This window comes from Thioalkalivibrio sp. ALJ1 (genome assembly GCF_000745395.1).
In the GTDB taxonomy this organism is placed as follows: domain Bacteria; phylum Pseudomonadota; class Gammaproteobacteria; order Ectothiorhodospirales; family Ectothiorhodospiraceae; genus Thioalkalivibrio.
In genome coordinates, this window is record NZ_JQIW01000003.1 from 85,020 (window position 1) to 104,338 (window position 19,319).

Sequence of the window (19,319 nt, forward strand, 5' to 3'; positions counted from 1 at the left end):
GACCACGAGCCATGGGGCAGAGTCTTTGGTCGAACAGACGGTTGTTGGCGCGGCTGACCAGGCGCGAGGTGGCCGGGCGATATCGAGGTTCAGTTCTGGGTTTGTTCTGGTCGTTTCTTCACCCCCTGTTGATGCTCCTGGTTTTTACATTCGTTTTTACCGTGGTGTTCGAGGCTCGCTGGGCCGTGGAACAACCCACGACGGTCCATTTTGCACTGGTGCTGTTCTCGGGCTTGATCGTTCATGCACTGTTTGCAGAAGTGCTGACGCGGGCTCCAGGCGTCGTAATTGGCCAGGCCAATTACGTCAAGAAGGTCGTTTTTCCGCTGGAGTTACTCCCAGTGGTTACGGCATCCAGTGCAGCGTTTCACGCTCTGGTAAGCGGCCTTATCCTCTTGTTGGCGTTTGCGATCGTGAACGGGCATTTGCATCCTACGGTTCTGCTGGTGCCTGTCATCTTATTCCCGTTGGTGGTTTTGAGTCTGGGTGTTGGCTGGATTCTGTCCTCCCTCGGCGTCTTTCTGAGGGATATTGGGCAGGTGACAGGGGTGCTGGCGACAGCACTGCTCTTTCTTTCGCCCGTGTTCTATCCGGTCAGCGCATTGCCTGAATTCATGCAGCCATGGATGGTGTTGAATCCGCTCACGTTGATGATCGAGTCTCTGCGCGACGTAGTGATCTGGGGGCGCGAACCCGATTGGTTAGCCTGGGCGCTCTATCTGATGGTCTCGACTCTGGTGGCGTGGGTTGGATTCGTGTGGTTTCAAAAGACAAGAAGGGGCTTTGCGGATGTCCTCTGACGACGTGGTCGCCAGAGTGACCGGCGTAAGCAAGCGATACGCCCTGTACGCCTCGCCGCGCGACCGCCTCAAACAGTATCTCCTACCCAGGCTCAGGGGAGCTTTGGGTCTTAAAAGCCACGCTTACTACCGGGAAGTGAATGCGCTGTCAGAGGTGGGTTTCACCGTGCACCGTGGTGAGTCACTAGGAATCGTTGGTTCCAATGGGTCCGGCAAGTCGACCCTGCTGCAGATCTTGTGTGGAACCGTCGCGCCCTCCTCGGGGACTGTGGAGATTCATGGACGGGTCGCTGCGTTGCTCGAGTTGGGGGCGGGCTTCAATCCCGAATTCACCGGTCGTGAAAATGTGTTCCTTGCGGCCTCCCTGTACGGGTTGACGCAGAGCCAGACGCAGCAGCGCTTCCAGAGCATCGCCGAGTTCGCCGATATCGGCGAGTACATGGAACAGCCGGTCAAGACGTACTCGAGCGGTATGTACGTGCGGCTCGCATTCGCCGTCATCGCCCATGTGGATGCTGACTTGCTGGTCATCGATGAGGCATTGGCTGTTGGTGATGCGACATTCATGCAGCGCTGCATGCGGTTTATTAGACGATTTCGCCAACGGGGCTCATTGATTTTCGTCAGCCATGACATGAACTCCGTGATGAGTCTCTGCGACCGGGCGCTATGGCTGGACCGGGGCCAGGTTCGAGCATTGGGAACGCCAAGAACCGTTGCTGAAGATTACCTCGAATACAGTATCCGTCAGGTCCATGGCGAGGAGGTGGAAGTCGAGAGCATTCGCTCTCCATCCCGAGACGATGGCGGGGTTCCACAATCCGACGAAGGGGCGAGGGCGCCGATCCCTGCATACGATGGCGAGTTGACGGTCAAGGCGAACCTGGATCTGGCCTCCGGCTGGAAGAGTGGCGCAGGGGAATTGCTCGACCTGTACTTCACGGATGAGCAGGGCGAGCATCAAAAGGTGATGCGTGGTGGCGAGCGGGTCGAACTAGTGATTAAGGCTAGAGTGCATCAACGAATGAATCGTCCAATCGTCGGATTTATGGTGCGCAACCGCTTGGGTCAGGATTTGTTCGGGGACAATACCCTTCCTTTCACGGACGTGAGTCCGACCCCGGCCACAGCGGGACAGACACTCGTGGCGCGCTATCGATTCCGTTTGCCAATGTTGCCCAATGGTGATTATGTGCTGACGGCCTCTCTGGCGGACGGAGACCTGCATGACCACGTCCAGCATCATTGGCTGCACGACGCACTGATGTTCTCGGTCGCCTCGAGCAAGGTGCGTTGGGGGATGGTGGGCGTAGCATTTGACCGTATTTCACTTGAGGCGAGCTGATGAAGTCGTTGAGATCGCTTTACCAGGAGCACCAGGGGAAAGTCTCGGACAAGTGGAGCGGCAATTTGGACGTGTACGAGGGTCTGTTCACCCCTCGCCGTGGTGAGTCCATCCGTCTGTTCGAGATCGGCGTCCAGAATGGAGGATCGCTTGAGCTGTGGTCCAGGTACTTCGCTTCGGCCGAACTCATACTCGGCTGCGATATCGACCCCGCTTGTGCTGAGCTGGCGTTTCACGACCCCCGCATCAAGGTGATCTCGGGAGATGCCTGCGAGCAGGCAACGGTGCGAGCGGTCGACGCGTGTGGTGGGGCGTTCGACATCGTCATTGACGACGGATCGCACCACGTAACGGACGTAGTGCGTGCGTTTGGAGAATACTTTCCTCGGGTCCATCCTGGAGGGGTGTATGTCGTCGAAGACCTGCACACAAGTTATTGGGAAGACTATGGGGGAGGCCTTGATGCCCCGTATTCCTCCGTCCACTTTTTCAAGCTCATGGTGGATGTACTGAACCGGGGTCACTGGGGTGTTCAGAGGACTGCATCCCAGTGGCTGACGGGGTATGCACGCCGCTTCGGTATTCGTCTGGATGACGCCATTCTTGGCCAGATCGAATCGATCCGTTTCTATGATTCCCTCTGCGTCATCGAGAAACGGGCCTCGCAGAGTGTTGGCCTGGGTACCCGGTTGGTTGCGGGCAAAGACGAAGGCGTCGCAGCAGGCCACCTTCGTTTTTCGGACGAGCCGTCCGAACCTCCTTCGCAGGCGGACAATCCTCGGTCGAAGTTGGACCGACCCTTAGTAGAGTATGTCGATCCCCTCATCCGCATGCTGGCACGTCAGCAGCACCGCGTCACCCAGCGGCGGCGGGAGCTCCAGGATTTACACAACGAGTTGATGGTTCGCATGCAGCGTATCGAGCAACTGCAGGCGGAAGTTGCGGAGGTTCGCGCTTCACGTAGCTGGAAACTCACCGCCCCCTATCGCCGCGTCGGTGGGTGGATCCACACGGGACGACACATCGTACGCAGTAAAGGAGGCTTGGCACGGACCCTCGGTGCAACTGGAAGAATTCTGCTGCAGGAGGGCCCGACAGGGGTTCGCAGACGCTGGCATGACGCCCGTACGTACGGAATCGGTGGCGCCGTTCGGGTCGATGGACGGATTGTAGATCCATCGGACTACCGAATGTGGGTGAAGCTGTATGACACCCTTGATGACACCGACCGTGCCGCGATCCGCGAGCGCCTCGACACCATTGAGGTACAGCCTACGATCTCTGTCTTGATGCCTGTCTATAACCCGAATCCGGAATGGCTCTATGAGGCCATCGAATCGGTGCGGAAGCAGCTCTACCCCGATTGGGAGTTGTGTATCGCCGATGACGCATCCACGGATCCGCATGTACGCGATCTTCTGCAGCGTTACGTAGATGAAGACTCACGCATAAAGCTCGCCCTTCGCGACAGCAACGGCCATATATCTGCCGCCAGCAATACCGCTCTGGAACTGGCCCAGGGCGAGTGGGTTGTTCTGCTGGACCAAGACGATGTCCTTGCCGAAGACGCGCTGTACCACCTGGTGGCATCTATCAATGAGTTCCCCGAAGCCCGGATGATCTATTCCGACGAAGACAAGATCGATGAGGATGGCCAACGTTTTGGACCTTATTTCAAGACGGACTGGAACCCGTACCTGTTTCTCTCGCAGAACATGTTTAGCCACCTTGGTGCGTATCAGAGAGACTTGGTTGTGACGCAGGACGGATTTCGAGAGGGATACGAGGGGGCACAGGACTACGATCTTGCCCTCAGGTGCAGCGCTGCAGTTCGCCCCGAACAGATCGTACACATCCCGCATGTCCTGTATCACTGGCGGGCACATGAAAAAAGCACCGCATCTGGGGCACAGGCCAAGCCCTACGCAATGGAAGCTGGCGCGAAAGCATTAGCTGAGCATGTTCGTAGCAGGGCGCCTGGCTCCGAGGTGAGAATGCTGCCCCATGGGTACCACGTGCGCTTCGCGCTGCCTAAAGAGCCGCCGGCCGCCACGTTAGTGATTCCGACTCGAAACAGGGTCGATCTGCTGCGTCGTTGTGTAGAAAGCATCCTCGCAAGGACTGATTACCCAAACTACCAGATCCTGATCGTCGATAACGGCTCGGACGACCCTGCAACCCTGGATTATCTGAGCGAGGTAGAGAGTAGTCGCGTCCGGGTTGTCCGGGATGAAGGGCCGTTTAACTTCTCGGCAATTAATAATCGTGCGATCGAGCATATCGAGTCACCAATAGTCGGGTTGATCAACAACGACACAGAAGTACGGCACCCTAACTGGCTGACCGACATGGTTGGGTATGCGTTACAGTCTGACGTCGGTGCAGTAGGTGCCCGGCTCCTCTACCCAAGCGGTACGATCCAGCATGCGGGAATTACGATAGGCGTCGGCGGTGTCGCCGCTAACGCTCACCAAGGCCTCTCGGAATACAGCTTTGGGTATATGGCGCGAGCGGGCCTCCCAGGCCAGTATTCAGCTGTGACAGCTGCGTGTCTTGTGATACGGAGGGAGGTCTATCAAGAGATCGGGGGCATGAACGAGGAACGTCTGGCAGTGGCATTCAATGACGTTGACTTGTGTCTAAGGCTAGCAGAGCGTGGTTACAGGAACGTTTTGGTGCCCACTGCTGAACTTTACCATCATGAATCCGCGAGCAGGCCCAGGGATGATCAAGGCGAATCGAGTGAGCGGTTCGTACAGGAGGTAGGCTACATGGAGAGTCGTTGGAAGGAGTGGATTCAGATGGATCCGATGTATAACCCGAATTTTTCATTGGAAACTGCGTCTTTTTCGCTTTCATGGCCCCCACGGAAGCCTAGGAACACGGCTGTGGTGAGCTAGTACATGCTTATGCTTGATTGTATTGCGTTGGGGTTAATCGAGTGATCGTAGACCGGTCGGAGAAAATACTTTCATGTATAAACGGTTATGGGCGAGGGCTGGAGATCGGCCCGAACCACCGGCCGTTAGCGCCAAAAGCCGCTGGGTATGATGTTGAAACGCTTGACGTGCGGTCTGGACCCGTCGCAAGTGGAAGAAATAGATTATGTATGGAGGGGGGAGCGGTACGCGGATTTGGTAGACCTTTCACGTGGCCGGTTCGACTGGATTATTGCCTCACATGTCGTGGAGCATGTCCCGGACCTGGTCGCGTTCCTTCGCGATTGCGAGCAGATATTGAACGACCGGGGGGTTGTTGTTCTCGCGGTGCCGGACAAGAGGTATTGCTTTGATCGGTATAGATCGATATCCGGACTGGGTGAGGTGTTGGATCGGTTTTTCGAAGAGCGAAGTCGCCACAGTATAGGAACGCTAGTCGAGTCACATCTCTATTACAGTGAGTTAGATGGCAAAGGGGCGTGGGGCTCGGCGAGTAGTGGCCGCCCGACCCTATGTAATGATGCGCAGTCAGCTCGAGAGCTTCTGCGCGCGCGTCCAGAGAGGGATGGGTATATTGACGGTCATGGATGGTGTTTTGTGCCTTCGTCGTTTCGGCTTATTTTGCAAGACTTATCGGATTTGGATTTGGTCGGATTGAGAGAGATTGGTTGGTTCCCATCCGAGGGTTGCGAGTTCTTTATATCGCTGGGAAGGCACGGCGATGGACCGGGGCTTTCGCGCAAGCAATTGCTAGAGAAGATAGACAGGGAGCTAGCGTCGGTCTGTGCCAGTGGCGGGAGGTGATGATTGGACGGTGATGTGCGCCTGCGGGGGGAAGAAGAACTTGACACGCTTGCTCGGGCTGTACCTCGGCTCGGACTGTCTCGCGTGGTGGGGCAGGGTCGTGACCCTTTTGAAATATTGGGGCAAGACAATAGGGCGGTGGGTTCAGGAACATGACTGACGCCTGTCGGCGGTTCTCTCTGAAAGTACGCAAGCAGGTGGGACACATTGCGGCAGTTTGCCATCGCTTGGACGGTGCGGCCGTTTAGCCTCTTTTGCGGTGCCGGCGTCTTGGTGCCGGTCTGTGACCTGAAGCCACCGTTGAAGGGGCATGGTCATTGGTGGGGCAAGCGCGATGAAGTTGACCGAGTCGTTTAGCTCTTCGAAAGAACGCATACCCGATGCAGACGCGGCCCTTCACGTTCGGCAGTGAGGATGGAGGCATGCTGGGCTACTTGAAGGGCTCGGCCGTCAGCTTTGATGGATCGTTGCGTCGATAATGCGAATCCTTAACTGGCTGCCAATGGCCGGTGAGGGCTATTAGCGATGGCTTTGTCGCCCGCCCCAGGGGCCGACTGTATGGTCGATTCGGCGGGAGCTTCGTGGCCCAGGCCGCTTCTACCGGGTGGAGAGAGGCCGCGCCGCTTCGGTTTAAGGAGGGTAACGCCTTGGGCGTGCCGTGCAGTGGGGCGTATTCACCGGGCTTTCGGTGCGGTGTCATAACAGAGATAGGGAGGTGTTCTGATTCGGGTTCTGGATGTGGTGCTGGCGTTGGTGGGGCTGGTGGTAGCGGCACCGGTGATGGCGGTGTTGTGGGTGCTGGGCTGGCTGGAGTCGCGTTCGCCGCTGTTCCTGCAGGAGCGGGTGGGGCGGTATCAGCGGCCGTTTGTGCTGGTGAAGTTTCGGACGATGCGGCCGGATACGGCGTCGGTGGCGACGCATCTGGCGCAGGCTTCGTCGATTACCCGTTTGGGTCACTTTCTGCGCAAAACGAAGCTGGATGAGTTGCCGCAGCTTTGGAACGTGCTGAAGGGGGAGATGAGCCTGGTGGGGCCACGGCCTTGCCTCGTGAGTCAGATGGAGTTGATCGCGGCGCGCGAGGCGCGCGGGGTATTTGCGGTGCGCCCCGGTATTACCGGGCTGGCGCAGGTGAACGGGATTGATATGTCGGACCCCGAAAGGCTGGCCGAGGTGGATGCCAAGATGATTGGGTCGATGACGCTTATGGGCTATTTCCGGTATCTGGTTTTGACGGTTACGGGGAAGGGTTCCGGGGATCGGGTGCGGGGTTAAGTTCCGCGGCGCTATTGGTGGTTTTCGGGTTTGGCGGGGGCTTCGCGGGCAAGTCCGCTCCCACCTGACAGGCGGAGCCAGGGGTACAACGTGTACTCAGGCTGCGCGTGTGTTCAGGTGTGCTGGCGCTGGAGCGCATGTCTGTACCAGTGGCGCCAGCCTGATAGTTCTCGTTGAAAGAAGCTGCTGTCGAGCACAGTCCAGTGTTGGGTGAGTGGTGAGTCTTTGTGGGTTCCCAAACGGCCCGGAAAGTGTCCGGCCTGGTTGTAGAGTGTAAGTTCTCCGAACCAGAGGCGTTCGCTATCCCAGAGAAGGTCGACCCGGACGTGGTCGAACTCTTGTCCCAGTTTTCGGGCAATCGTCAGAGCGTCATCGATGGATGGGGGCAATGGCTGGGTGGGGGATGGCGGGGCGACTGCGGCCCGCTCCACGCTGCGAATGGGTTCTCCCGATGGGTCGAAATTCCAGACGTTCGCACGCATGTCCCGAAAGCGGCCACTGATGTGGATGAGGCGTACCACACGAGAACCAAAGGTGTAGATTTTGAGTTCGTCCGGTCCGCCTGTGTTGGGTGCAATCATCTCTTCAAGGAATAGCTGGCGGGGGATCCCGAAATAGCCCCACTCGTGATGCCGTCGACCGTGTGTCTGAGACATCCACTGGAATCCCAGTTGCTCGATGTAGCCCCGGTCGCAGTGGCCCTGGTGAATTAGATGGTTAGTGCCGCAGCCATGGTTCGCCTTGAATACGGCGTTGCGCCGAAGGAGTGTGTCCGGTATGCCACGCGGGTCAGCACCCTTCCAGAGGACCGAAGCGATGGAGAGGCCGGGGACACGGGCTGCTACCCACTCCTTGCAGGCGAGTTTGTCGCTGACGATGGTAAATCGGGGGTCATGATCGAATATCTTGCGCCAGAAAAACTTGTCGTTTCCGGTTACGGGCAAGCCGGCACAAGGGAGACGATGCGTGCGGCGTAGGGTGCGCAATGTGATGGGGAGATACCGAATCCAGCACCAAAGGGTAACCGCCGCCAGCAGTGCTCGGTCCAGGTATTTCACGCGGAACTCGGATCTAAGGGCTTGGTACCTGAAGCATAGGTGAGAGACCATGGCATGTAGGCGCCACCGGGCGATTCGTAGGCTTCCAAGTGGTGGACAATAAGCCTCATGACGTCCGATGGCGGCAGTCGAACCATGCCGAACAACTGGTGAACAAAACGAGCCAAGGAGGGCAAGTCGGGGCATTGCCAAGTGATACGCTCTTCGGTCTCGAATGTGTTCAGGAATTTGGCTTGGACTAGGTGGTTGCGCAATTCACCGAGGGCGAAGAAGACACCGCGGTGGCCTGTCTCGGTCCAACGATCCACGGGTCCGTTCAAGAAAGCTGCAGCGGCTGATCCTGTTCGAACATCGGCGACAACGATCTGCCCGCCGGGTCGCAGCACCCGGCAGGCTTCGTTGAAGAAGCCGCGACATTCTGAAGAAGAAAGGTGATGGAGTCCCGCCAGGCTCGCAACCTTGTCAACGCTTTGATCCGGAAGAGGTATATCCCAGATTGGGGAGATGATCGTCGTATGGTTTTCTTCGAGAGGTGACGCAAACTCGGACGAGGGTTCTACGCACACCACTTCAGCGCCCTGGGTCTTCAACCGGTCGGCAACGTACCCACCCCCCGCTGGGGCATCCACGATCGTTTCCCCTGGAAGGGGCGACAGCCTGTTTAGTAGCTCGGCAAGCTCCTGATCACGGGCATTAGGGAACTCTGCCATCGCGTTGTTGTTACGAGCGGCCCCGCTGGTCGAATGTTTCGGTATACGTTTTCACAGCAGACGATCATAAGTGAGTTCAGGTTTTAAGCGAAAGCGATCTATCTGGTTCCAACTTGCGTTTGATACAGTCCATGCCCGAGGTGCCATTCGGCTTCTGTGGAAACGCATTGATCTGTGCTGGTGAAGTTTCGGACTATGCGGCTCAATACGGGATCGGTGGCGACACATCTAGCGGATGCTGCAGCGGTAACGCGGTTTGGGCAGTTCCTGCGCAAGTTCAAGTTGGATGAGTTGGCGCAGCTTTGGAATGTGCTGAAGGGGGATGTGAGCCTGGTGGGGCCGCGACCCTGCCTGGTGAGTCAGGTGGAGTTGATCGCGGCGCGGGAGGCGCGCGGGGTGTTTGCGGTGCGCCCCGGCATTACCGGGCTGGCACAGGTGAACGGGATCGATATGTCGGACCCGGAACGGTTGGCGGAGATGGATTCGGAGATGATCGGTTCTTTAAACCTCCGGGACTATTTCCGGTATCTGGTGCTCACGGTGACCGGAAAGGGTTCAGGAGATCGGATCCGACCGTCGTAACAACCAGGATCGGACTATTAGGTTCTGTTTTGTAGGAGCCTGCTTGCAGGCGAAGGTTGGGGTCGAATCGGGCGCTGGCGGGAGCTTCGCCTGCAAGCAGGCTCCCACGAGTCTAGGAATGCTTGATGTGGGCGGCGCAGCCCTTTGGCTGGCGTGCCGGCTCCGGTCTTCCATCGGCCAGGGGCTGGCCTCCTGCAGTGTGCTGTGCGCTTCGCCTTACGGCGTGGTTGGTTTTGGAGTCATCGTTGGGGTGCGCATTTGGTCCGTGAGTCGTGCTATTGGTAGGGTGATGGGCGAATACAGGTCGAGAGGCCCAGCGCTACCGTTGAGGGGTAAGAATCGACCGTTCGCATAAAGTTTGGTGAGAAGGGTGGAATCCTCTACTTTATGTGCTAGTTTTTGTCGCGGGGGACAAGGACGTCCCCTGAAAGGGCCACTTGGGCATGGACGCCGAGGTGGCCCTTTCTCTTTATGGGGCAGGCTCCCGCCAGTGTCACCCGATCCGATTATCTGTACGACGTGTAACAGTGGATGTCCCGCGTTCGAGGGCACCGCTGACATCGTCCTTGTCATTCCGGCCGTCGAGAAGCCGAGAGCCGGGATTCCCTGCGCGCCCCGGCGCTAGCTGTGCCGTACACGGTAAATCATGAATAACGGCATCCCCGGTGCCGGCAGGGCGTTCTAATCGATGTGCTTTCCAGGACCGAAGTCTCAGTGGTTCTGCGGCTTCGGTAACCGAGGGTTTTTTATTCCATGCACCTGCTACCGCTTAGCGGCCCAATCCGACCGTTGAGCAATTGAATTTGCGATACGCTGGAAATCGGCAGCATGTTTGATATGTTGCGTGTGGGGGCAGGGACGCCCCCGGAAGGGCCGCTCATGGAATGGATTCCAGGCGGCCCTTCTTTTTTGGGATGCCCTTTCTGCCCAAGGTGGGTGTCCCAGATGTCCCAGATGACCGGTGCAGAACGCTCGAAAGGTTTGGCGGGGTCTTATTACAGCAGCGTCGCATTCACGCCCATGGGTTCTGCAGCGGCCACAGGCGTCTTGTCGAGCGAGCAAAGTGCCACGCCGTGGTTGTACGCAATGGCCAGGTGAAGGGCGTCGCCAGCGCGCAACCCGAAGGCATGATCGTCGGCGAAGTGGGCAGCGGTGTGGTAATCGATAGTCCAGACCGGCAGGGTCGAGAGTGACGATTCCCGCAACGCCGCAAATGCGCCAAGCACGTTCGCCCGTTCCCAGGGTGTCAGGATTTCCATTCGAACCTTCATGGACAAGGCTGCGGAGAACTCCGTAAGCACCCAGTCACTGATGCATAGCGAATCGGCGTCCTGTGCCGCCAGCCAATTTTGTATATCTGCGGTACGGGGCTCGCGGGTGAGCGCCGCGACCAGGATGCTGGTGTCCAGATAGCGCATCAGTAGCGAGCATCGTCGCGGATGTGTCGCATGAAGGCCTCATCGGAACCGTGTTGCTGGGCATCCGTGACTGCACGGAGCGCATTTGCATCAATCGGTTTTTTGGGCGCCGTGGCGCTGGAAAGGCGTACGACGGCCTTCCCTCGCTTGGTGATGAGGATGGATTCCCCTGCCGCAGCGCGTTCCGCCAGCTCGCTCAGGTGGGCTTTGGCGTTCGCCAGGCTAACCGTCGGCTCGGGCATTTCGTGCGCTCCTGACCATGTAGATGGTCATATCATAGCTTGGCGACAACCGTCGCGGAAATGGGGTGGCGCGAGGGAAGGGGATGCAGACGCGGGGCTTGCGCCCGATTGCGTCGGCGAATCCGGCTTATGACAACAAAAACCCCGGCACGAGGCCGGGGTTCAAGAAGGGGAAAATAAATCTGTCCCCTTTTGATTCTTTCGTCGAAAATTAGACCAGCACAGACAACAAAAAACCCCGGCGTGAGGCCGGGGTTTGGAGAGGGGAAAATAAATCTGTCCCCTTTTGACCTAACCTTACGGACGGCAGGCAGACGGAAGGTACTTGTTTTCGAGACCACCGCATTGCCATTCGCTGATCTGGCCGTTAGCTTCAATTGCGGTCAGAGTCATTTCATCGCCAGAATGGACTCCCGAGTCAAAAGTGATCTCCAACACGCCAGGACCATCCAAGCTGACTCCTCCGGCGGAGAAGTAGTTACCGGCTAGAGCTGCAACGGAGGCGTCGAGGTCATCGTCGTCGCCATCGTCAGGCAGTGCACCCTCTTCTGAAAGATAGACGGCGATATCTGCACGAAGTCCGGCAGTCGCACTAAGAGCTTCCGAAGCCTGAGCCCGCGCCGTATAGTCCTGGTAAGCCGGCAGCGCAATGGCCGCCAGAATCCCGATGATCGCCACAACGATCATCAGTTCGATGAGCGTAAAGCCCTTTTGGGCGGTCTTCTTCTGCATGTTCGTACTCCCTTGATGTGATGAAAGCTGGGCCGGAGGCCCGGCCGCCCCGTGGGCAGCTGTCTGGGTAGAAGCAATGGGTGTGCCAGGAGCGGGCAAATCCGGATAAGCGGCGCTGTGTGGCCATTCGGTTTGGGGTTTGGGTCACGACATGCGGGCGTTCAGATGTGTCACGTGACAAAAATGGTCACCTGGGGTGACGTGGGTGGTCAGTTTGGTTTGGGGTTTGTCACCTGCGCGGTGCCGGCTCTTCGGGTTACTGGGCGCGGGTCTGCGAGAAGCGCTCGCGACTATCAGGCCGATTGCTTCGTCGCTCTGCTCCTCGCAATGACGGGTTTCTTTTGGCGAGGGCTTCGTCGATGAGGTCGCTCAGGGCTGCGTAGGACTCGGGGGTGTGTTCACGAGATTGCCACGGCCCCTTTGGGGCCTCGCAATGACGCGATTCCTGGGGCCGGGGGTTAGAGGCCGAGGATGGCGACGGCGACGCCGAAGTAGATGAGGATGCCGACGATGTCGACGACGGAGGTGATCAGCGGGGCGCTGGCTACGGCCGGGTCGAAGCCGAAGCGGGTCAGGGCGAACGGCAGGAGCATGCCGAACATGGAGCCGAAGATCACGACGAAGAACATGCCGAGCGCGATGGCGTTGGCCACCTGCATGTCGCCGAGCCAGTTGCCGGAGATCCAGATGGCGGCGGCCAGGGTGACACCCAGGGCGCCGGACACCAGGACTTCCTTGCCGCCGAGGCGCCACCAGTCGCGTAACTGTATGTCGTTCACGGCGAGTGATCGCACGACCAATGTGGCGGCCTGGGCGCCGGCATTACCGCCGGTGGCGATGACCATGGGCAGGAAGAACACCAAGGCGACGACGGCCTCGATGGCGGCTTCGTAGTAGCCGATGGCGATGCCCGCGAAGATGTTCACCGCGACGAGGATCAGGAGCCAGCCGATCCGCTTGCGGTAGAGGAGCTGCATGCTGGCATCGCGCAGGGAGAGGACGAGGTCGCCGACCGCGGCCATGCGGTGGAAATCCTCGGTGGTCTCGGCGCGCAGGACGTCCATGACGTCGTCCACAGTGATGATGCCGAGCAGGTGGCCGTTGTCGTCGACCACCGGGAGGACGTCCAGGTCGTAGTGGCTGATGCGGTGGGCGGCCTCTTCGCGATCTTCCTCGGCAGCGACGCTCACGACATCCGTGTGCATGCGTTCGCGCACGGTGGTGGTAGGGCGCGACAGCAGGAGTTCTTTTAGTCGTACCCAGCCAAGCAGCTCGCCGTCCGGAGTGATGACAAAGATCGTGTTGATGGTTTCCGCCAGCTCATGCTGTTCGCGCAGATGGTCCATCGCCTCGGCCACGGACCAGTCGGGCTGGACCGTGGCGAACTCGGGTGTCATCAGGCGCCCGGCGCTCTCTTCGGGGTAGCCGAGCAGGGTCTCCAGTGCCTCTTGGTCGTCGTCCGGCAGCGCTTCGAGCAACGTCTCGGCGTGGTCGTCCTTGAGGCCTTCGATGACCGATGCCGCGTCGTCATAGGACAGGGCGGCGATCAAGCGGCTGGCGTGTTCTTCCTCCAGGGACTGCAGAACCCGGGACTGGTGGTCCGGCTGCAGGTGGGCATAGATATCCGCCGTGCAGGCGATATCCAGGCGCTGGAAGAAGCGCTGCATGAGCTCTTCGGGCAGTGCTTCCAGGGCGTCGGACAGGTCCGGGGCCGCGTGGCTCGCGCACAGGGCTTGCAGGGCATCCTCCGTGGGTTGACCCAGCGCGGTGCCCAGCGTCTGTGGCAGGTGGTCGATCTCGTGGTCGGTCGGGCTCATCGCTTGCGTCCTACGGGGTGGCCAGGCCGAGCATTGCCACGGCCAGCGAGAAGTAGATCATGATGCCGCCAAGGTCGGCGATCGCGGTGACCATCGGTACGCTGGCCGTTGCCGGGTCCAGTTTCAGGCGGCTCAGAATGACCGGAAGCAGCATGCCGATCATGCTGGCAAAGGCGACGATCAGCGTCATGGCGACGGCGACCAGCAGTGCGATCTCGGCGCCGCCCCGCCACAAGCCTAGTAACGAGACGGCCAGGCCCATGGTCACGCCGATGCCGACGGATACCCCCAGCTCCTTGCCCCACAGCCGCAGCCAGTCGCGCGCGGTGACTTCGCCGGTCGCCATGGCGCGGACCATCAGCGTGGAGCTCTGGGCCCCGGCGTTACCGCCGGAGTCAATAATCAGGGGAAGGAAGAACACGAGCACGACGAGGGCCTCGATGGCCTCCTCGTACTGGGAGATCATCAGGGCGCCAATGCTGTTGAAGGCCACCAGCCCAATCAGCCAGCCCACGCGCTTGCGGTACAGCAGCCAGGGGCTGGCGGCGTCGGGCGACAGGGGGAGGCTGCCCACGGAACCCATTTTGTGGAAGTCCTCGGTGGATTCGGCCTCGAGGACGTCCATGACGTCGTCGACCGTGATCACTCCGAGCAGCTCGCCGGTTTCGCCGACCACCGGAAGCGTCTCCAGGTCGTAATGCTGGATCTTGCGGGCGGCGGCCACGGCGGTTTCGGAGACGCCGATGGTGATGGGGTCGGCGTCGTCCAGCAGGTCGCGTACCGGGCTGTCGGCTGCGGCGCGCAGGAAGTGCCGGATCGGTACGGCCGCCTGCAGCACCCGGTCCTGGTCGACGACGAAGATCACGTTGTTGGAGTGTTCGTCCGCGTTACGCCGGATGAAGGCCAGGGCCCGCTTGAGGGTCCAGTCCGGGTCCACGGCCACTACATCCGGCGACATCACACGGCCGGCGGAGTCCTCGGGGTAGTTCAGTTGTTTCAGGGCCCGGCGGATGGCGCGAAACGGCAGCAGTCGCAGATAGCCGCGCAGGGTGTCCGCATCCAGCGTCTGCAGCAGGGCGGTGAGGTCGTCCGCCTCCATCTCCGAGAGGATGAAGCGAGCATCGTCCCGCGGCGAGGACTCCAGCAGCCGGATCTGGTGCGCCGAGTCCAGGTAGGCGAAGACATCCGCTTTGCGCCCGGGGGGCAGCATGTTGAATACAGCGGTCAGGTCCGCCTCGCCCAGCTCCATCAGCGCGTGGGCGATATCCTGCACGCGCATGTAGTCGAGCAGTTCGTGGAGCCCGTCGCGGTCGTCCAGACGCAATAGCTCCTTCAGCTCGATGATGGATTGTTCGAGGTGAAGCTCCATGCCCTTCTCCCGGTGACATCCGGGCGCTGCGGGAGGGACACGTGCACGGGCACAGTCGCTCAAGGCGCCGCAAGGATGCGGTGGATGATTCCAGGGGCCAGTCGGGTTGTGGACCCGGCCGTTCCCGGCACTTTATTTAAAAAGGCCTGACGGGAAGCGACCGGTTTGGAGAACGGGCGCTTGCCGCTAGGCGCGGATAGATCGGCTGCGTGATTGGCGTTTCAAGGCGCGTTCCCGTGTGTAGAGGTGCTCTTCATTCTAACGGATGTGAGGCCTTAATCAACCGCTTGTGCGGGGTTTTGAAACGTTCATCTACTCTTCATGGTCTGCAGTGGGCGAAAGGGTGCGGCTGCCGATAAGTGCGGGGGGTTGGGTAATGGAGTGTGTTTCTGGACTCGGTTGGGGGTCGGTCGTTCGCCCGCAAGCAGGCTCCCGCACGGCAGGAAAATCCCCTGTAGTAGCCTGCTTGCAAGCGATCAACTCGGCGTCTGTCTGACGCAACGATTTGTGTATCAGAAAAGGTGTATGCGATGGAGCAACAAGGCTCGATAGAAGGCGCTGTGCTGTCGCTGACCGATGTGGCGTTTGCCTATCCGGGCGAGGGCGAGGTACTGCACGGGGTCGACCTGGAGCTGGCCGCCGGGGAGCGCGTGGCGATCGTCGGCGAGAGCGGCAGCGGCAAGTCCACCTTGCTGCATCTGGCGGCGGGGTTGGAGGCGGCGGATCGCGGCAAGGTGCACCTAACGGGGGAGGCGCTGGCGGGGCTGGACGAGGCGGCGCGGACGCAGCTGCGGCGTTCGCGCGTAGGGATCGTTTTCCAGTCGTTTCACCTGATTCCGACGCTGACGGTCCTCGAGAACGTGATGCTGCCGCTGGAATTGGCCACCGGTCTGAGCGCGCGCACGCGCCGCGAACGGGCGATGCGCCAGCTCGCCGACGTGGAACTGGGTGACAAGGCCGAGCGCTATCCGGAGGCCCTGTCCGGGGGTGAGCAGCAACGTGTGGCCATTGCGCGGGCGCTGGTGCATGAACCGGCACTGATCCTGGCCGATGAGCCGACCGGCAACCTGGATTCGCGCACCGGCGAGAGTGTGTTCCGGTTGTTGCTGGAGCAGGTGGCGGCGAATGGCTCAGCGCTATTGCTGGTGACGCACAGTGCAGAGCTTGCCGGGCGCCTGGACCGCGTACTGACGATGCAGGATGGGGTGCTGGAGTCGGATGGCGTGATCGAGGATGCGGGCGCGTGAGTTTGTTGCTGCGGGCCTGGCTGCGCGACTGGCGGCTGCGGCCGCTGCAACGCTTGTTGACGCTGGTGGGAGTGATTATCGGCGTGGCGGTCGTTCTGGCGGTGGATCTGGCGAATCAGTCGGCTCAGCGCGCGTTCGATCAGTCCATGGACGAAGTGGCGGGAGCCGCTACGCACCAGCTGCTGGGGCCGGCGCGCGGCTTTGACGAGTCGCTCTACCGCGATCTGCGCATGGCGGGTTGGCGCGATACGGCGCCCATCGTCGAAGGGCCGGCTCGCCTGTCCGATGGCACGACGATCTATGTGCTCGGGGTCGATACGCTGGCCGAGGGACCCTTCCGCGGGGCGGCCTCCGATATCGGGGATGCCCCGGTGCAGCGCCTGGTGACCGAACCGGGCACGATGCTGCCGCCTTCCGGCTGGTTCCGCGACTCGGGGCACGAACATGAGGCGCGTGTGACCCTGGAGGCGGCGGGAGGCGCGCGCGTGGTGACGGTGATCGACCGCGACCCTGAGCGCGAAGAGTCTGGCAACGAGGGGGATACGGGCGGATCGCTGTGGGTGACGGATATAGCGACGGCCCACGTTTTGCTCGACCGGCTCGGGCGACTGGACCGGATCGACGTTCGCTTGGCGGACGACGAGGTCGAGCGCTTCGAGGCCGCGTTGCCGGATGTGCTGGAGCTGGTGCCGGTCGAGGCTCGGGGGCAGGCCTCGCGCGAGCTGGCTCAGGCGTTTCGTATCAACCTGACTGCGATGAGCCTGCTGGCGCTGCTGATTGCGGCCTTCCTGATCTACAACACCCAGACTTTTTCGGTCCTGCGTCGGCGCGAGGTGATTACCAGCCTGCGCCTGGTGGGTGTGGGACGCCGGGCCCTGTTTGGTGTGGTGCTTGTGGAAGCGGCGCTGGTGGGCGTGATTGGGACCGTGCTGGGTGCGCTGCTCGGGATCGCGCTCGCCCAGGTGTTGGTGGGGCAGGTGGCGCAGACGGTCACGGATCACTTCTTCGCGGTGGCAGTGACCGAGGTGGCGCCGCGACCGCTGGCGCTGGCGGCGATTTTTTTGATCGGGGTCGGTCTGTCGTTGGCGGCGGCTTTGGCCCCTGCGTGGGAAGCCGCGCGTGGGGCCAGCCCGGCGCGGGCCGGTCATGGGAGGTTGGAGCGGCGTGCCCGGACCCTGACGAATTGGTTGGCGCTGGCCGCCGTTGGGTTGTTGCTGACTGGGGCGGGCTTACTGCTGACTGGGGCGGGGGCGCTCTTGGGTGGGTTTGTTGCGCTGTTCCTGCTGATTACCGGGTTTGTGCTCCTGTTGCCCTGGGTGCTGGCTTGGACGTTGCGCGGGTTGGGTGGAATGGTGCGCGGCATGGCGTTGCCGCGCATTGCGGTGCGCAGCCTGGAGCGCAGCCTGTCCCGCAGCGCACCGGCGACTTCCGCACTCACCCTGGCCCTGGCGGCGGCGATCGGCGTGGCGGTGATGGTAGGGAGCTTCCGTGGGAGTGTGGAGCAATGGCTGGGGCAGGCCCTGACTTCCGATCTTTACGTGGTGCCGGCGGCGCCCGCCTCGGCGCGTGGCGGGGCGCGATTGCCCGCCGACTGGATGGAGTCGCTGGCGGCACAGGCGGATGCAACGTCCGTGAGTACCGGCTCAAGTCAGGAGGTGGTGAGCGACCGAGGGCTAGTGGATTTATATATGGTGCAGCCACATGGCGACTGGCTGGAGTACTTGCCCCTGCTAGAGACGGCGCAGGACCGTTCCGAGCTGGGGCGGGCGCTGGTACAGGAAGATGCCGTGTTGGTGACCGAGCCGCTGGCCGCCTACCTGGATCTGGCGGTTGGCGATTTGCTGTCGTTGGCAGTCGAGGATGGCCGGCGTGCGTTCGAGGTGCTTGGGATCTATCGCGACTACGGCAACCCGCAAGGGACCGCGTTGATGACGCAGGCGGCGTACGCGGGGGGCGGTGCACCTCCGGACGAGGTCGGCTCTTTCGGTTTGCGGCTGTCTCCAGGCGCGGACGTCTCGGAGGCCGTGCAACGTCTGGAGCGCTGGCTGGCGGAGCAGGACCGGCCCGCGCTGGTGACTCGCCCCGGCGATATCGAGCAGGAATCCATGGCGATCTTCGACCGCACGTTTGCGATTACCCACCTGCTGCGAGTGATCACGCTGATTGTCGCGTTCATCGCGATCCTGGGGGCGCTGATTGCGCTGCAGATGGAACGCGCGCGGGAGTTCGCGACCTTGCGTGCGCTCGGACTGATCCCGGGCGGTGTGCGCGGGCTGGTGATCCTGCAGGGCGGCGTACTGGGCCTGTTTGCGGGGCTGGCGGCGATCCCGCTCGGATTGGGCATGGGCTGGTTGTTGATTGAGGTCATCAATCGCGAAGCCTTCGGCTGGGGCATGGATCTGCGCCTGCCATGGGCCGCGGTGGGCGAGACGGTGTGGCTGGGAGTGAGCGCGGCGCTTCTGGCCTCTCTATTTCCGGCCTGGCGAATGGCACGCATGCGGCTGGTGCCGGCGTTAAGGGAACACTGATCCATGTACACGCTCGCGTTGGCACCCCAGGTTTTCCGAGACAAGGCGCGTTGTGCAGCGGGTAGTGGTTCTACCCGCCCGTTTTCGATTGATTCGGGGCGCAACGCAAGATCGGGGAACGTGGGGTGCCAACCCCGAAGGGGCTCGGCCGCCCGTTGTTATCAAAAACGGGTGCGCGCACGGCGTTGCGGCTCCCTTGTGCAGAATGACTGCACGGCAATCACCGCGCCTTGTTCGCACACAAAAGCGACTCGAGCGCGAGCGTGTACATGGATCAGTGTTCCCTTAAGGGAGGTCGCGTGATGTTTGGGTTGCGGCTTGCGGGACCCGGCTTGGTGGCAGCGGGCTCTGTGGGGGTGGGCTTTGTGGGAGCGGGCTTGCCCGCGAAGCTCCTGCCCGCGCCAGCCTTTGGCAAGGCCCTTTCACGGGCAAGCCCGCTCCTACAGACACTCTTAC

Annotated in this window: 14 protein-coding genes and 1 pseudogene; 8 read left to right on the forward strand and 7 right to left on the reverse strand. The window is 61.0% G+C overall.

The window, feature by feature from the left end; translation table 11 throughout:
• Positions 1-11: 11 nt before the first annotated feature.
• The 5 genes from F462_RS00320 (at position 12) to F462_RS00340 (ending at position 7,160) form a co-directional block, all read left to right on the forward strand.
• Positions 12-800, forward strand: coding sequence for an ABC transporter permease (locus F462_RS00320; protein ID WP_018874680.1), 789 nt, complete (start codon positions 12-14; stop codon positions 798-800).
• Positions 790-2,145 (forward strand): ABC transporter ATP-binding protein, encoded by a 1,356-nt coding sequence (locus F462_RS00325; protein ID WP_038050735.1) that lies wholly within the window; start codon positions 790-792, stop codon positions 2,143-2,145. The genes F462_RS00320 and F462_RS00325 overlap by 11 nt, the downstream gene beginning before the upstream one ends.
• Complete coding sequence (locus F462_RS00330; RefSeq protein WP_038050737.1) at positions 2,145-5,045, forward strand: glycosyltransferase; 2,901 nt, start codon at positions 2,145-2,147, stop codon at positions 5,043-5,045. The genes F462_RS00325 and F462_RS00330 overlap by 1 nt, the downstream gene beginning before the upstream one ends.
• A gap of 150 nt (positions 5,046-5,195) precedes the next feature.
• Entirely contained in the window at positions 5,196-5,888 is a 693-nt protein-coding gene (locus F462_RS14035) for a class I SAM-dependent methyltransferase (RefSeq protein WP_371180480.1), read from the forward strand.
• A gap of 720 nt (positions 5,889-6,608) precedes the next feature.
• Positions 6,609-7,160: a sugar transferase gene (locus tag F462_RS00340; protein ID WP_026280117.1), complete on the forward strand. Its 552-nt coding sequence runs from the start codon at positions 6,609-6,611 to the stop codon at positions 7,158-7,160.
• Positions 7,161-7,273: 113 nt separating this feature from the next.
• Here F462_RS00340 and F462_RS00345 read toward each other — a convergent pair whose 3' ends face one another.
• Together F462_RS00345 and F462_RS12995 are read right to left on the reverse strand one after the other, a co-directional pair.
• Complete coding sequence (locus tag F462_RS00345) at positions 7,274-8,218, reverse strand: ATP-grasp fold amidoligase family protein (protein WP_018874685.1); 945 nt, start codon at positions 8,216-8,218, stop codon at positions 7,274-7,276.
• A complete protein-coding gene (locus F462_RS12995) occupies positions 8,215-8,928 on the reverse strand; it encodes a class I SAM-dependent methyltransferase (protein ID WP_244270829.1) in 714 nt (237 codons plus the stop codon). Before F462_RS12995 ends, F462_RS00345 begins: the two co-directional genes overlap by 4 nt.
• 174 nt (positions 8,929-9,102) lie before the next feature.
• Here F462_RS12995 and F462_RS00350 point away from each other — a divergent pair.
• Positions 9,103-9,510: pseudogene (locus tag F462_RS00350) on the forward strand (lipid carrier--UDP-N-acetylgalactosaminyltransferase); the annotation flags it as partial.
• A gap of 995 nt (positions 9,511-10,505) precedes the next feature.
• On the opposite strand, the gene F462_RS00355 reads toward F462_RS00350, so the two are convergent.
• The 5 genes from F462_RS00355 to mgtE (F462_RS00375) all read right to left on the reverse strand — a co-directional run bounded on the left by F462_RS00355 (position 10,506) and on the right by mgtE (F462_RS00375) (position 15,088).
• On the reverse strand, positions 10,506-10,928 hold the full coding sequence (locus F462_RS00355) for a type II toxin-antitoxin system VapC family toxin (protein WP_038050743.1): 423 nt from the start codon (positions 10,926-10,928) through the stop codon (positions 10,506-10,508).
• Positions 10,928-11,170, reverse strand: coding sequence for a type II toxin-antitoxin system Phd/YefM family antitoxin (locus tag F462_RS00360; protein ID WP_018873277.1), 243 nt, complete (start codon positions 11,168-11,170; stop codon positions 10,928-10,930). The genes F462_RS00355 and F462_RS00360 overlap by 1 nt, the downstream gene beginning before the upstream one ends.
• A 297-nt stretch (positions 11,171-11,467) precedes the next feature.
• Positions 11,468-11,902 (reverse strand): pilin, encoded by a 435-nt coding sequence (locus F462_RS00365; RefSeq protein ID WP_038050745.1) that lies wholly within the window; start codon positions 11,900-11,902, stop codon positions 11,468-11,470.
• Between the two features lie 458 nt (positions 11,903-12,360).
• Positions 12,361-13,719 carry a magnesium transporter gene (gene mgtE, locus F462_RS00370; RefSeq protein WP_038050747.1) on the reverse strand — a complete coding sequence of 453 codons (1,359 nt, stop codon included), beginning with the start codon at positions 13,717-13,719 and terminating at the stop codon, positions 12,361-12,363.
• Positions 13,720-13,729: 10 nt separating this feature from the next.
• The gene (mgtE, locus tag F462_RS00375; RefSeq protein ID WP_038050748.1) at positions 13,730-15,088 is read right to left on the reverse strand and encodes a magnesium transporter; all 1,359 of its coding nucleotides are present in this window, start codon (positions 15,086-15,088) and stop codon (positions 13,730-13,732) included.
• Positions 15,089-15,618: 530 nt separating this feature from the next.
• On the opposite strand from mgtE (F462_RS00375), the gene F462_RS00380 reads away from it, so the two are divergent.
• Together F462_RS00380 and F462_RS00385 are read left to right on the forward strand one after the other, a co-directional pair.
• Positions 15,619-16,335, forward strand: a complete 717-nt coding sequence (locus F462_RS00380) for an ABC transporter ATP-binding protein (protein WP_038050751.1) — start codon at positions 15,619-15,621, stop codon at positions 16,333-16,335.
• Positions 16,332-18,863, forward strand: coding sequence for an ABC transporter permease (locus tag F462_RS00385; RefSeq protein WP_038050754.1), 2,532 nt, complete (start codon positions 16,332-16,334; stop codon positions 18,861-18,863). The genes F462_RS00380 and F462_RS00385 overlap by 4 nt, the downstream gene beginning before the upstream one ends.
• Positions 18,864-19,319: the final 456 nt, after the last annotated feature.